Annotated in this window: 12 protein-coding genes; 6 read left to right on the top strand and 6 right to left on the bottom strand. The window is 59.9% G+C overall.

The window, feature by feature from the left end:
* Window positions 1–68: 68 nt before the first annotated feature.
* Window positions 69–488, bottom strand: a complete 420-nt coding sequence (locus ACZ48V_RS06925) for a cupin domain-containing protein (RefSeq protein ID WP_464542877.1) — start codon at window positions 486–488, stop codon at window positions 69–71.
* Window positions 489–723: 235 nt separating this feature from the next.
* Between ACZ48V_RS06925 and ACZ48V_RS06920 the strand changes: the two genes are divergently transcribed.
* The 5 genes from ACZ48V_RS06920 to ACZ48V_RS06900 all read left to right on the top strand — a co-directional run bounded on the left by ACZ48V_RS06920 (window position 724) and on the right by ACZ48V_RS06900 (window position 6,796).
* Window positions 724–1,503, top strand: a complete 780-nt coding sequence (locus ACZ48V_RS06920) for a hypothetical protein (protein WP_464542875.1) — start codon at window positions 724–726, stop codon at window positions 1,501–1,503.
* 175 nt (window positions 1,504–1,678) lie between these two features.
* Window positions 1,679–2,524 (top strand): prephenate dehydratase, encoded by an 846-nt coding sequence (gene pheA, locus ACZ48V_RS06915; protein WP_464542873.1) that lies wholly within the window; start codon window positions 1,679–1,681, stop codon window positions 2,522–2,524.
* 84 nt (window positions 2,525–2,608) lie between these two features.
* Window positions 2,609–4,264, top strand: coding sequence for a Na/Pi cotransporter family protein (locus ACZ48V_RS06910; RefSeq protein ID WP_464542871.1), 1,656 nt, complete (start codon window positions 2,609–2,611; stop codon window positions 4,262–4,264).
* A gap of 260 nt (window positions 4,265–4,524) precedes the next feature.
* Complete coding sequence (locus ACZ48V_RS06905; RefSeq protein WP_464542869.1) at window positions 4,525–5,406, top strand: cell division protein FtsX; 882 nt, start codon at window positions 4,525–4,527, stop codon at window positions 5,404–5,406.
* Between the two features lie 34 nt (window positions 5,407–5,440).
* A complete protein-coding gene (locus ACZ48V_RS06900) occupies window positions 5,441–6,796 on the top strand; it encodes a TonB family protein (protein ID WP_464542867.1) in 1,356 nt (451 codons plus the stop codon).
* A 79-nt stretch (window positions 6,797–6,875) separates the two neighbouring features.
* On the opposite strand, the gene ACZ48V_RS06895 is transcribed toward ACZ48V_RS06900, so the two are convergent.
* The 5 genes from ACZ48V_RS06895 to ACZ48V_RS06875 all read right to left on the bottom strand — a co-directional run bounded on the left by ACZ48V_RS06895 (window position 6,876) and on the right by ACZ48V_RS06875 (window position 13,071).
* Complete coding sequence (locus ACZ48V_RS06895) at window positions 6,876–7,841, bottom strand: hypothetical protein (RefSeq protein WP_464542866.1); 966 nt, start codon at window positions 7,839–7,841, stop codon at window positions 6,876–6,878.
* 393 nt (window positions 7,842–8,234) lie between these two features.
* Window positions 8,235–8,918: a cell division ATP-binding protein FtsE gene (locus ACZ48V_RS06890; protein WP_464542864.1), complete on the bottom strand. Its 684-nt coding sequence runs from the start codon at window positions 8,916–8,918 to the stop codon at window positions 8,235–8,237.
* A 273-nt stretch (window positions 8,919–9,191) separates the two neighbouring features.
* The gene (gene pdxA / locus ACZ48V_RS06885; protein ID WP_464542862.1) at window positions 9,192–10,259 is read right to left on the bottom strand and encodes a 4-hydroxythreonine-4-phosphate dehydrogenase PdxA; all 1,068 of its coding nucleotides are present in this window, start codon (window positions 10,257–10,259) and stop codon (window positions 9,192–9,194) included.
* Between the two features lie 79 nt (window positions 10,260–10,338).
* Window positions 10,339–11,847, bottom strand: a complete 1,509-nt coding sequence (locus ACZ48V_RS06880) for a leucyl aminopeptidase (protein ID WP_464542860.1) — start codon at window positions 11,845–11,847, stop codon at window positions 10,339–10,341.
* A gap of 150 nt (window positions 11,848–11,997) precedes the next feature.
* Complete coding sequence (locus tag ACZ48V_RS06875; RefSeq protein WP_464542858.1) at window positions 11,998–13,071, bottom strand: DHH family phosphoesterase; 1,074 nt, start codon at window positions 13,069–13,071, stop codon at window positions 11,998–12,000.
* Window positions 13,072–13,304: 233 nt separating this feature from the next.
* On the opposite strand from ACZ48V_RS06875, the gene ACZ48V_RS06870 reads away from it, so the two are divergent.
* Window positions 13,305–14,396: a lysostaphin resistance A-like protein gene (locus ACZ48V_RS06870; protein ID WP_464542856.1), complete on the top strand. Its 1,092-nt coding sequence runs from the start codon at window positions 13,305–13,307 to the stop codon at window positions 14,394–14,396.
* Window positions 14,397–14,524 lie beyond the last annotated feature (128 nt).

The following is a 14,524-nucleotide window of genomic DNA, read 5'->3' as shown; positions in this document are numbered from 1 at the left end:
TGGCAGAACGCCGAGTAGCTTCAGGCCCCACCGCACCGGTGTAGGGGTCTCCGTATGCGTCGTACCGCTCATACTCGCCAACACAGCGCTGTGCAGGAATTTCTCTGAGAGCCCTCATCGTTCAGCTCGCCATCGCGTGCCAGTCCGTACAAGATGCGTAGCATGTGCTCAAATCCGCGGTGGCCCGGTCTCATCTCAACCCGAAACCGAACAGAAGTGTCGGTGGCGTTCTCAAAGAAATGAGAAACGCCACGCCCCACACTGGTTCGATCGCCTCGACGCAGCGTACGGGTTCTGCCTTCGATATGTACCGTAAGCACGCCTTCCATCACTTCAAAGTGCTCGGTGAATCCGTCGTGGTAGTGCTCTGCGTTGCGCCCGCCTGGAGCCAACTCAATTTCAAGGACGGTGAGCGCACCGTCGGACTCATCCGCGGTAGTTATAAACGTGACAGTATCGCCTTGAACGGGATTGTGAATCGTGTCCATACTGGAAAAGCACCTATCCAACGGGGATGAAGACCTCTTTAAGGTGTAGATTACCTGTCAGACATGCAAGCCCAAAATGAAACGGAGACACGCTGCAGGATGCTGCAGGCGACGATGCCAACGATCGCCTGCTTCCCCACATTCAAATTGCATCCAATCTGTGCATGGGCTATGTTGGTGGAGACGTACCGTTACATTCTCCTCCGATCTTTCTGCTTGACCTTCTCTCATCGTCATGCCTTTTCGCTACGCGTTCAGGTGCGTTTTCGGGCTTGTGGGACTGCTGTTCATAAGCGGCGCCATCAGCAGTCCTGTCGCCGGCCAATCTGTCGCTTTTCAGTCTGTCGCCGATCGCACTGTGGCCGTTCAACCAGTGCACCATACGTCAGTTGGTAAGCCATCGGTTGAGGCGCTTCCTGAGGAAGTTACGCCGCAGGGGCTCACGCCGAGGTCTATACTGCCCTTCTCTGGACTGGCTTATGAACCCATCTCGCCGCACTGGCAAAGTCGGCTTCAGCCCTCCCATGCGCTGGGGCGTGCTTACCTGGCCACGTTTATTCCGATCGGACTGGGCTCGTTGGCGTATACGATCGACGAATCTACAGGGCAAGGCTCCTCGTTTGGATCGCCGCTCTCTATCGTGGGCACCTGCCTCTCTGCACTCGGCATCGCCATAGGTCCCTCGATGGGACTGTGGTGCACGGGCGCACCCGAGCTTGCCTGGCTTAGCTTCGGGGTGCGTACAGCGGGCCTCGGAGCGCTTGGCATCGGCTTGTGGCGCACCTCCAAGACGCTTGATAGTACGGAGGGCGGCTTCGCCTTCATAGTAGCTGCACCGCTTACCCTGCTTGTGTATACGCTGCCGGGTATCCTCATTACCAGTGCGGGCGCCGGATGGGCCTTCCGTGCAACGCCCGATCGCTTCTGTGACGCCTCAAGCGGAGCCCGCGCTCACCTGACTCCTCATGTCGATGCGAGCGGAGGACACGGGCTCTCGTTGACGGTGAGCTGGTAGCGCGCGATATTCTGCCGAATAGGGCGGCCACGATCCGCTCGCACGACCACCGCCGCGTTGCAGCGTGTTGCCTGTGTGGCCGTGAAAGCCATCCGAGGGGCTGCCGCCCGTGCGCATCCCCCTGACTTCTGCATGGCCTGACTTCTCAACCTGCTTAGCTTCGCTCCGACTGTATATGAAGGTTGCATTTCAAGGCGTCGCTGGGGCATACAGCGAAGCTGCTGTTGCCACGCTCTATCCGGATGCTGCACCGCTGCCGTGTGATACGTTTGCAGACCTGTTTGCGGCTGTCGACGCCGGTACGGCGGGCGCGGGGGTCGTACCGATCGAGAATTCGCTTTTTGGGAGTGTGCATGTGAACTACGACCACCTGCGTGCGCACGACGTGCACATTGAAGCGGGCCGGTTTATGCGCATTCGCCATTGCCTGATGGCGCCAGCGGGGGCCTCGCTTGCAACCATCAACTCCGTGCATTCGCATCCACAGGCGTTGGGGCAGTGCCAGGACTACCTGTCGGCTACCCTGCCTGCAGCCCGTACCGTTGCGTCGTACGACACGGCCGGGGCGGCGCGGTCTGTAGCCGAGGCAGGCGACGGCACGCAGGCGGCCATTGCCAGCGAGCAGGCCGCTGCCAAGTACGGCCTCGCGGTGCTGGATACGGGCATTGAGGACCACGACCGCAACTTCACGCGCTTTCTGGGGATTCGCCCCGGACCGGCGGAGGACCATGTTTCCGACCGTGCAAACCGAACCTCCGTCGTGTTCGCGCTCCGTGAGAACGTGGCGGGGGCGCTGTTTAAGAGTCTCGCGGTGTTTGCGCTGCGCGAACTGGACCTCTGTAAGATGGAGAGCCGCCCGCGCTTTGGCACGCCCGGGCAGTACCTCTTCTATGTGGATGTGGCGGGCAGCTACGCCGATACGCCGCTGCAACGGGCGCTGGGTCACCTGGCGGAGCTGACCACGGAACAGAAGCTGCTGGGATCGTACCACGAAGCCCCGATCCCTCCCCCTGCGCCTTAACCGTGTGCACGGATCGTGTGCACGGATCGTGTGCACTCGCTGCTTCACAGGGCTTCTCTCTGATTCATACGTAACGACGTGTCTATGCTGTCTATTGCTGCCACCGTACTTGGGGGCATCGGGCTCTTTCTGCTTGGCATGATTCTGATGACCGACGGCCTGAAGGCGGCGGCAGGCAGTGCACTGCGGAATGTACTGGGGCGGTTTACGGATACGACACCGCGCGCCCTGGCCTCGGGAGTCGGGCTCACCGCGCTCGTGCAGTCGTCGAGCGCCACTACCGTAACAACAATCGGATTTGTGAGCGCCGGGCTGATGACGTTTCCGCAGGCGCTCGGGGTTATTCTGGGAGCCAACCTGGGATCGACCAGCACCGGATGGCTTGTGGGCCTGTTCGGGCTCAAGCTGTCAATCAGCACCATTGCACTGCCCATGATCGGGGTGGGCGCGCTGATGCGCTTGCTCCTACGCGACCGCTGGGCCCAGGCCGGCATGGCACTGGCTGGATTCGGAGTGATTTTCGTGGGCATCGACGTGTTGCAGTCCGGAACGGCCGGACTCGCCGAAACGATCGACCTGAGCGTATGGGCTACGCGGTCGTGGGGCAGTTGGGCGCTGTTGGTCGGCATTGGCGCGCTCATGACGGTGCTCATGCAGTCGTCAAGTGCGGCGGTGGCTACGACGCTGACAGCGCTCTACAGCGGGGCGATCGAGATCGACCAGGCCGCTGCTCTGGTCATCGGGCAGAACCTGGGCACGACGGTGAAAGCCGCGCTTATCAGCATCGGCGCCTCGATTCCTGCCAAGCGGACAGCACTGGCGCACATCTTGTTCAATGTGGCCACCGGCGTCGTTGCCTTTGCACTGCTGCCGGTCTTTGTCTGGAGCGTCGACACCTGGATGGCTGCCTTTACGCAGGGCGACGAGGCACTTGTGATCGCTGCCTTCCACACTGTGTTCAACCTGATGGGCATTCTTCTTTTCATCCCCATACTCCCCCCCTTTGCTCAATACGTAGAACGGCTCATTCCAGACGACGCCCCCCGCCTAACACGGTACCTCGACGATAGCGTAATGGAGGTGCCTTCCATGGCCAGCGAAGCGACCCGGCGGGCCGTGCAGTCGACGACCGCCGCTGTGCTCAAGCGAGCGCCCGCCTGCCTCAACCCCAAACGCCCGGCCCCTGACTGGACCGCCATTCAGGAGGCTCTGATCGACACGCGCGCTTTTGTCGGCAAACTCGATGCGCTGAACGATGCCGATGAGTCGGAGCGGCATCTGTCTACCCTGCACGCCCTGGATCATCTCGACCGGCTGGTGCATGCGCTGCAGGAACGACCTAACACCTCCGCCTCGCTCTACGAAACCGAAGTACAGCCGCTTGAACATACGCTGCGCCCGGCCTGGCGGCGGGTGCGCCAGCAGATGGAGCGGGAAGAGACCACCCGGAATGGATCAGCCGACCAACGAGCTGAGGCCATCGACGCGATTCGAGACGCCGCCGAGACCCTGGCTGACCGGCGGCGCACCCGGCGTCCACAGCTGTTTCAGCGGATTGCAACCGACCAGTTGCCGCCCGATGACGCCCTGACCGTGCTGGCCCACCTGCGCTGGCTCGACCGCATTGCCTACCACACCTGGCGCATTACCCACCACCTCATCGGCAACGGCCTGGCCGAGGACGAACCAGATGCCGCCACAGCGTTTTCGGAACGCGACGCGTTTTCGCCGGCTGCGTGATCAGCCACACAACCGCCACTTGTTCGTCGAATTGTTCGTTCTCTCTCAAGATCTGACCCCGTAGAGAACGGGTGTTTCAATGCGGCGCCTGGGTTGAGATGATCCTATTGCGTCGTCTTATTGCGTCAGAAACGAAGTACGGCGGTCGACTTTCTGCGTAAGAGTATGTACGTTGCTACGTGTGAGGCATGCCGCAATGTACTGCATGCGTCCGTTAGCGCTTCCTCCGTTTGCATCCCCTAACTGCACCTGATTGCCCCGTGTCGTTCTTCTTTTCTGTTCGCGAAGGCATTGCCAACTTTCGTCGCGCCCGTTTTGCAGCGGTAGCATCGACTGCAGCGATGGCGATTGCGCTACTCCTGTTGGGCACGCTGGCACTGCTCGGAATGGAAGCGCAGCAGGTGCTGTCGTGGCTACAGGAACGCGTTGGCGAAATGGAGGTCTTCGTATCCGAGCAGGCGACCGAGTCGGAAGCCGAAGCGCTGTTTTCGCGAATTCAGACGCATCCGACCGTAGCCAGCGCGGAGTACATCTCACGCGAGCAGGCCCAGCAGATCTTTCAAGAGGAGTTTGGCGAGGGCGCAGATACATTCATCGATGAACCGTTTCTTCCCGCATCGGTGCGGCTGCAGGTCGTGCCGTCTCATGTACATGGCGATAGCCTGTCGCAGCTGCAGAGCACAATGCAGAGCTGGGATCATGTGGATGAGGTTGTCTTCAACCAGCCGCTGCTTAATACCGTACAAGAAAACATTCAAATGGCTGGAAGTGTGGGCTTGGCTGTAGGAGCTATCATTCTCGTTGCAGCGCTCTTTCTTGTAGGCAACACCATTCGCCTAACCATCTATGCCCGGCGGCTGCTCATTCGCACGATGAAACTTGTGGGCGCCACCGATGCGTTCATCCGCCGCCCGTTTCTTGTGGAGGGTGCCCTGCAGGGCCTGCTTGCAGGGATATTGGCCGGCGGAGGACTGTGGGGACTCTATCGCAGCGCCACCGAATACTTCCCTCAGTTAGCCGGAGTATCGCCCGACCTTGAATGGATCTTGCTCGGGGGCATGGTTATTTTTGGCATGCTACTCGGCTGGACCGGCTCTTTCTTTGCGGTCCGCCGCTTTATCAATCGCGTCGAATTGCACTAATTCCTATCGACCTATTATAATTATGATACACGCTTTGTTGACGCTACCCCGGTCCCGCTGGTCGCTTCCTCTATTTATCGGCACCCTTGCTCTCTTTCTGCTTAGCGCCTGTGGCGAGGAGCCGCCGGGCCTTGAAGAGACCGAAGAGGGCGTTCTCGAAATTGGTCGAGTAGCCGTTCACGATACAGAAGAGCGGACCGTTGCCCTTCGCGGACGTACGCTTGAGGTGAACGGGCTGCGTGGAAACTTACAGTTGGAAGCCCACGACGACGATGCCGCCACCTGGACGTTCAGGAAAACAGCCCGTGGGCGCGACTCTACCGCTGCGCAGGCAGTGCTTGACGGACTCACTGTAGAAGAGCGAGGTACCGAGCAGCGCTATACGTTTGCTTTGGATGGAACGGCCCCAACGCAGAGCCGCATCGATGTTGAGGGGTTGCTGCCCGCATCCGTTCCACTTGTCGTGCGACGTTCCAGCGGGGCTGTTCGCCTAAGCGGATTGCAGGGCGGGTTCGATGTCGAACAGACCCACGGCACGATACACGTACAGAACGGCCAGGGCGACATACGGGTGCGCATCAAAAACGGCGATATCGACCTGGATCTGTCTGTCCTTGAGGCCGGTGCATCGGTCGACGTAGAAACCGAGAATGGGAATATCCGCATCGCGGTGCCGGACACGGCGTCTGCCCGTGTGGACGCCGAGACCGAAGCCGGGCGCGTGTTCTCACGTGGGCTGACGTATGACACACGGCAACTGCGCACGAGCGAGGCTGGTTATCACTTTGAGGCGCAGCTGCACGGTGGGAACGCCTCGGTTCGAGCCCGTACCACGCATGGCTCTATTACGCTACAGGCGCGCACCGGCGACCCAGAAGCGGATGCGAATGATGCTCCCACCCCGCCCGATGCTACCACCGCTCCGGTAAGCCCGGACACGCTCATTCAAGAGCCTGAAAGCTCAGAGACAGATACCGAACCCGAAGCAGACTCGGAAAACGAGGCCGGTGCTGAAACGCTCGAAGAGGAGACGGAAGAGACAGATGAAAGCAACAGTCCTGAGACACCCCCCTCTACGACCGACGCGGTGCACACAACGGTAGACCAGTCGCCTGCTCCGGTAGGTGGCCTATCGGCACTCACTGAAGCCGCGACCTATCCCGAAGCGGCTGCTGCCAATGACATTGTCGGACGGGTCTACGTGCAAACCATTGTTGGCGCGAACGGGTCGGTGCAGGAGGCCCAGATAATTCGCGGCATCGGGTATGGGTGTGATGAGGAGGCACTGCGCGTAGTGTGCGAATCCTCATTCGAGCCCGCACAGATCAACGGACAAAACGTTGCCGCTCGCACAACCGTGTGGGTTCAGTTCCGACGTAGCGATGCCTGAAGACTAAGAGCATGCAAGGTGCAAGAGAAGCCGGCAATCCGCTGCTTCCTCTCTTTGGCTTACCGTTGCTACATAGCTGCTACATAGCAGAAGGCTCAGTGTCGTTGACCTGATTCTCTGCCGACTCGCTCCCTCCAGACTGGATCAGTGCCGCTCGCTCAGCGCGCGCCCTCGCGTCGTTCTCCAGAACCGGCGTCACGTAGTTATATGCAACCGTGACTCCGATAGCGAAAAGCGCTGCTCCTACTCCCAGCAGTGCATCGAGGTAACGCGGCCCGGCCAGTGCCAGGCGGATCATCACGGTAGCCACCGCAAAGCCTGAGTTTCGGAATACGATGTGGTATGTGCTTCCGTACCGAAGCGATACCAGCACAATGAGTACGTCGCTGAAGATAAAGACCGTGAAGATCGTCTCGAAGAGCGGGTACTGCGTGTCGCCCTGGAGCAGTTTATATCCGCCATACAGCAGCACGATGCCAAAGATGAAGAGTAGCACCGTAGCCAGCGTCTTTTTCGCATCCACAAATTGACGCAGTTCATCGACCGACGACGTGATATTCTGGTGTTTCTGCAGCGCATAGAACCCGCCCAGAAGCGCAAAAATGGCGAGCGCCCCAACCGCGTCAACAACGACAAGTTGCACTGCTTCCACTGCCTCGGGCTCGTCCATGCTCCACTCAATGGGCTCTTTCTCGAAGTGAACCAGCTCCTTAAACGACTGGCGCAGCAAGATCAGGGAGAAGATCTCAAGCTGCTTGCCAGCCGTGTCGGCTACCGAGGTTGCCAGGCCAAAAATAAGGCCGATGATCTCGAAGATCAGGAAGAGCGAAAATGCTACGTCGATAGCGTAGAAATGGTTGGTCGGCACCAGCCCCAGCATGCCTTCATCAGGCAATATGCCAAGGCGACTCAGTTCAATAAGCGCCAGTGCCAGAAAGAAACTGACAATCAACGACGTGGCGATTCCTCGCTCTGTGCCCTTGCTCTTCCACTTTGCTTCGAGGATATCGTAGAGGCGTGCTATGCGCCGCTTCAAAAGCGTCATGTGAGGGTTTCACGCGGTTTATGGAGCGAAAGGCAGCGATCGGATGTGCCCACCCCAAGCCACGCCTTCATGTTTCGTTTACAAAGCCATACGCGAGGTGCAAAACGGCATCGTTACGCCACATGTTTTTGTCCGCTGGGCAGCTGATATGCGTTTCGCGCGGTGGCGCGTCCTGTGCTTCCGCTCCTACCGAAGCGGTTGTGGAGTGCGGCTGAACTTATTCCCGGTCTGCATGCTTCGTTGGCGCTGAGAGGTATGACCATGTAGAAGTATGGACGGCTGGGTGCACGCCTTCAATAGCCCCCCTTTCATCGCCTCCCCAAATCTGGCAACGCAGAGCGAAGTGATTCTGCAATGCTGCACCTGGATGTGATTGGATGTGGTGCCGCGGTGTCACAGTGTATCCGGGTCGACCTCTACCACCTGCCGGTTCATGATTGCAAGCGTGCGGGCCGGATACTCTTTCACGAGGCGATAGTCGTGGGTGGCCATCAGCAGCGTCATGCCCTGATGATGCAGGTCGACGAGCAAGCCTTGAATGTCGGAAGCCACCACCGGGTCGAGATTCCCGGTCGGCTCGTCTGCCAGGAGCACCCACGGATCGTTTGCGATGGCCCGTGCAATGACCACGCGCTGCTGCTCGCCCCCCGACAGCTCGTGTGGAAACTGGTCGCGCTTGTGGTTGAGCCCAACACGGGTAAGGGCCTTGAGCGTGCGCTTCCGTACGTCTTTCTTACGCTTACCGGTAGCGTACAGTGCAAACGCCACGTTGTCGAAGGCGCTACGGTCGGGTAGCAGCTGAAAGTCCTGAAAGACCACGCCAACCTCACGCCGCAGATACGGGATATCGCGGTCCTGAATTTCATCGGAGCGGTAATCGCCGACCTGCGTAGTGCCTTTGTCGGGAAAGTGATCCATGTAGAGCATGCGAAGCAGCGTAGACTTGCCGCTTCCAGTGGGCCCGATGAGATACGTCATCTCGGCGCGCTCCACATCGAACGAGACGTCTTCAACCACCATTCGCTTGTCACCGTTTGGCGCCCGGTACGACGCCGTCACGTTTCGGAAGTGAATCATGAGAGCCGGTCGGCTGGTGCAGGAGGATGCGAACGGATGCAGCGGTCTGGGCGCATGTGCTTCACAAGCGCATGCTCGGTAGCCCTTAGATCCTGTTTGGGTTTTGGTTTGTAGGCGAGAGCGAGCGCCGCTGAGGCGAAAATTGGATCACGATGGAGGTTCGTAGCCGGGGCTACGGGCCGACATCGGGAGCAATTTGCACCAGGGGCATGCCCTTCGGCCCCAGTCCAGCACCGCCGCTCGGAGCCCAAATTAAGAAATCAAAACAGGTTCTTAGGCCGCGCTCTGCTTTGCACGGCGATGCTGCGCCGTTGTAATGGCCACCTCAATCGCACTACGCATGCTACCAGGCAGTGCCATGCCCTTGCCCGCAATGCCATACGCAGTACCATGGTCGGGCGAGGTGCGCACGATCGGGAGTCCGGCCGTGAAGTTGACCCCGTGGTCGAACGCAAGCGCCTTAAATGGCACCAACCCTTGATCGTGATACATCGCAAGCACCGCGTCGTATCCCTCGTCGAGCTGTGTCGCAAAGAAGCCATCGGCGGGCAGCGGGCCACTCACCTTCAGCCCGGCTTTTTCGGCTTCGGCAATCGCGGGCGCGATGATTTCTTCCTCTTCTTTTCCGAGCACCCCCCCGTCGCCCGCATGTGGGTTCAACCCAAGCACCGCGATGTGGGGCGTTTCGATGCCGAAGTCGTTGCGCAGGGTTGTATCCAGCACCTCTAACTTGGTGCCAATAGCGGCTTTGGTGATGCCTTTAGCGACCTGCGCAATCGGGATGTGAGCCGTTACGAGCCCCACACGGAGCCCCCCTGCTACCATCATCATCATGGGACGCGGACTGTTTGTCCGTTCGGCGATAAACTCGGTATGTCCGGGGACGGTGTAGCCAGCCTGAGCGATTGCATCTTTCGAGATGGGCGCCGTCACCATCGCATCTGCTGTGCCCTCAACGCAGGCGTCTACCGCAGCGGCCACAGCATGCATGGCGAGGGTGCCTCCGGCAGCGGTAACCGCGCCAAACGACACGGTAGGAGCATGCCCGTCCGTTACGTCGAGCACCGTGATGCCGTCGTTTGGAATGGTATCTGGGATATGGTCTACGGTGTGGATGGTCAGGTCGGAGTAGCCCAGCACGTCGGCATGTACGCGAAGCACATGCGCAGATCCCACGACGATCGGCTCCATAGCAGGCATCAGGTGCGGGTCGTGTAGCGACTTCAGCAGCACCTCGGGGCCGATGCCATTCGGGTCGCCCAAGGTGATGGCGACACGCGTACGTGCGTCGACATCAACGGATGGGTCGGGGCGTTGATACGTGGGACGTTTAATAGCCATAGCTATAAAATCAAGCGATCAGGAAATACAAGAACAGGGAAGTAACAGCACATGCCGCGCCGCTTGCCTACATCGCTTCTTAGGCAGCGCCGCCCTCTTTGGCTTCAGCGTAGTGGTCCAGGTAGTCAGCGAGAAGCCGTACGCCGGCTCCCGTTCCCCCTTTGGGCTGGTACGGCTGCGAGCTACTCAGGAAAGCCGTGCCTGCAATATCGAGATGCATCCACGGATAGTCGACGAAGTGCTCCAGAAACTTTCCGGCGGTAATCGACCCTGCTGGGCGTCCGCCGACGTTCTTGAGATCGGCAATGTCGCTTTTGAGCTGCTCCTTGTAGTCGTCGTAGAGCGGCAGCGGGTGGACCCGGTCGCCGGTACGTTCGCCGGCACGCTGCAGGGCGTACAGACGCTCCGACGGGTTGCCCGTATCGCATGTCATCACGGCCGATGCGTAATGGCCTAGTGCAATCACCGCGGCACCGGTAAGCGTAGCCAGATCGATGACCAGCTCGGGCTCGTAGCGCTGGGCGTACGAGAGGGCGTCGGCGAGCAGCATGCGGCCCTCTGCATCTGTATTCATGACCTCAACCGTGGCCCCGCTGTGCATGGTCACGACCTCGCCGGGCACGTATGCATGCCCACCCGGACGGTTGTCTGTGGCCGGTACCAGCCCGATGACGTGGAGCGGAATATCGAGATCAGCCAGCGCCTCGAAGGTGCCTATAACGGCTGCTGCCCCTCCCATGTCCGCTTTCATGAAGTCCATCGAATTCTTGGTCGGCTTGAGCGACAGCCCTCCGGTATCGAACACGACGCCTTTGCCTACGAGCACGATAGGCTTTGCATTTACTGCATCGGGCGGATTCCACGTGAGGGTGCTGAACGTGGGGGGTTCTACACTGCCCCGGTTCACCGCCAGCAGACCGCCCATCCCTTCCGTTCCGATGCGCTCTTTGTCCCACGTATCAACGTCGTATCCGTGCGCCTGCCCCGATGCTTCGATTGCGGCGGCCAGGTCGCGCGCCGTCTTCTCATGGGGCGATTGGTTCACCAGGTTGCGCGCTGCGTAGGTCGCCTCTACGAGATGCTGCCCGCGGGTGGCACCATCTTCGACGGCGGCCTCGTCGTGGTCTTCGCTGTACGCGATAAGCAGCTGCTCAAACGCTGGCGTGTTGCTATCCGTCTTGTACGCGGTGTAGCGATAGTGGGCCAGCATGAGCCCCTCAACGAGCGCCTGCGTAGCCGGTCGCGCATCCATGGGGAGCGTTGTCATGACGAAAGCTGCCGATGTGGCATCGGTTGTTCGCAGCGGTTCGGCAGCGGCGGCGGCGCTCCGGCGCAGCGTCTCGGCATCGAGATCGTCGGCTGGGCCACAGCCTATGAGTACGACACGGCGGGCATCAACGGCATCGGTGTAGAACGTCGCGAGGCTGCCCACCTCGTCGCTGATGTCGTCGAGGGCATGCTGGAAGGCAGAGCCAAACACAGAAGCCAGCGCGTCTCGCTCCACCTCCGCTACAGGCTGGGCGAGCGGTACAAGCAACGTATCTACGTTAAGCGTAGCCGGCGGACGCGGCGTTGGGGTTACGGTCATCGGTCACTGAGACAGGTTGATGAATGGAGGATGCAAGACGGGGTGCGCAGCCGGGCATCGCTGCGGGCACATGAGACCGTAGCCTTGAGACCGTAGCCTGCATGCAAAGCCGCCCACCCAGCTTCGCCTGTAGATGTTTTCCGGATGCTGTTACGAGCTCGGCGATTTCATGAGTTCGGCGATTTCGGAAGCGTCTTCTTCGGAGAGCGGGCCGCTATCGGGCAGGTCAAACTCGATATAGCGTGCAGCCGCGCCGACAACATCGGCAATGACGTCGTCGAACGAGTCGCCTTTCACGTAGGCGCCTGATGCGTTGCGGTGGCCGCCGCCGCCAAACGAACGGGCCCATTCGTCCACGTGGACGTCGCCCTCAGAGCGGAAACTGATCTTGGCACCGTCGCTTACTTCGGAGAAAAGTACCGCCGCCTTCACGCCGTCGATAGAGAGCACATAGTTCACAAAGCCCTTCTTATCATCCCAGCCTGCGCCGGTATCGTCAACCATGCGCTGCGTAACGACCGAGTATGCGAGCTGCCCGTTGAACTTAATGCGGATGCGATTGAGCATCCGTCCGAGCAGGCGTAGTGCTGGCATGGAGCGCCGGTCATAGATCTGCGCGTGAATTGGTCCGGGGCTTATATCGCCCCGCTCGAGCACATCGGCGATGATGCGATGCAGGCGTGGCGTAACGCTGCTGTAGCGGAACGAACCTGTATCGGTCATAATGGCCGTATAGAGCGCAGTGGCCACCTCTTCGTTAATCAACGAAGGATCGATAGCTTCGATAAGCTCATAGATCAACTCGCCGGTAGCCGACGCGGTGTCGCGCACGTACGTATGGTCGAACCACTGTTCGGGCTCGGTATGGTGGTCGATGAGCAGCACTTCGGCGCTCGCTTTGCGTACGCTGCTCCCCACGCGCCCCAGGCGCTCCTCATCGTTCGTGTCGAGCACGACAATGAGATCAGCTTCGGCAATCGCCTCGTGCTGCTTGAGCGCCCCTTCGAACTGCTGGATGCGCTCCCCGCCCGGAAGCCAGTCCAGGTTATACGGCGCCTCGTCGGCGTTGATGATGTCGACGGTCTTCCCCATCTGACGGAGCGCACCGGCGAGGGCAATCTCGGAGCCGAGTGCGTCGCCGTCGGGGCGCAGATGCGAAGTGAGCAGAAACCGGTCGTTGGAGCGCAGCAGGTCGAGGATGTCGTCCATTAAATCCTTCGGCACAGAGCCGTTCGAGGGACATTAGCAGGAATGTGAATAGCGTTCTCTGTACGCAGTCTATACGGTCGGGTTCAAGACAGCAGGCCGGTCGGTGTCGCATCTGAATGAGGGATCGATGAAAGGCCTTTTCGCCTACGCGATTCGGACATGCATAGAGCAGATGCGATGCATCTTGCACCTGTACCTCTCGTATGGTAGCCTACCGTTCGTATCCCTCTAAACCGTGCAGCACCGTTATGTCTCGTTTTCTACAACAGGCCTGGAAGGGCCGCTCGGGCCTGCCTCCGTATGTCATTACGCTACTCGGTCTTATTGTCGGTGCGTTTGTGGTGGGAGGCGTGGCCGTGCTGGCGCTCGTATGGGTCGTTTCGGGCAGCATCCCGATGGAACCCGAGGCTACGACGCCAGAGGCGTTCGGGCTGTCGGACCTGGAGTTTTTTGCGGTCAACATGGTGCCGTTTGTAATCTTGCTGGGGGTGCTTGCACTCTGCATTCCGCTGCTGCATCGGCGCCCGTTTCGGTCGATTATTACACCGTCTGACTCGGTCGACTGGGGGCGCCTTGGCATCGGTACGTTCGCGTGGATGGGACTGATGCTTTTCACGTTGGGCATGGAGGCACTCGTCTCCTCGGAGACGCTCAACATCTCGTTTGAGCTTGGTCCGTTTTTGATGCTGCTGGTGCTTGCGCTTACGCTGATTCCGATTCAGGCCAGCGTAGAGGAGCTTATCATGCGCGGATACATCATGCAGGGCGCCGCACGGTGGCTACGCTCCGGATGGGCCGCTGTAATCGTATCGTCGATGCTGTTCGGGCTTTTGCACTGGGCGAACCCGGAGGTGGCAAGCTTTGGGGCGGGCATTATGATGGCGTATTATATGGGATTCGGAGCGTTCATGGCGCTCATTACGCTGGCCGATGATCGCCTGGAGCTGGCCATGGGCATTCACATTGGTAACAACCTGTTTGGCACCGTAATCGTCACGTTTCCGGAGTCTGTTCTTACAACGCCTGCGCTCATCCGCCTCGACACGATGGCGCCGACCCCAGGCACGCTCGTAACCTGGGGCGTTACCGCGGTCGCGTTCGGGCTGATCATGGGACGGCTCTACGGATGGTCGTGGCAGGGGCTGTTTCAGCGTCTGGGTCCGGTACACGGGCCGGCCGACGAATCCGGACCAGACGACGGGGCCTCCCCCTCTTCAGGCACAGACGGTGACCTGGATTCGTTTTCGGGCGAATACGGCGTGGGCGACCTGCGCGATACCGACTTGGGCGATACCGACTTGGGCGATACCGATACGCCCGGCTCTTTGTCGTCGCGGTAACACGGCTCATCACCACCTTTCAAGGCCGTGCTTCTTGCGCAGCCGTTGCTCTGCAAAGCCGTTGCTTTGTGTAGCAGTTGCTACTTTACCAAGCACGCATTGCAAATCCACGCGCAGTTCAAGTCAGG

It is taken from the genome of Longimonas haloalkaliphila, assembly GCF_055379825.1.
Note: the sequence above shows the minus strand (reverse complement) of the source record. Positions and strands in the feature narration are given on the sequence as shown.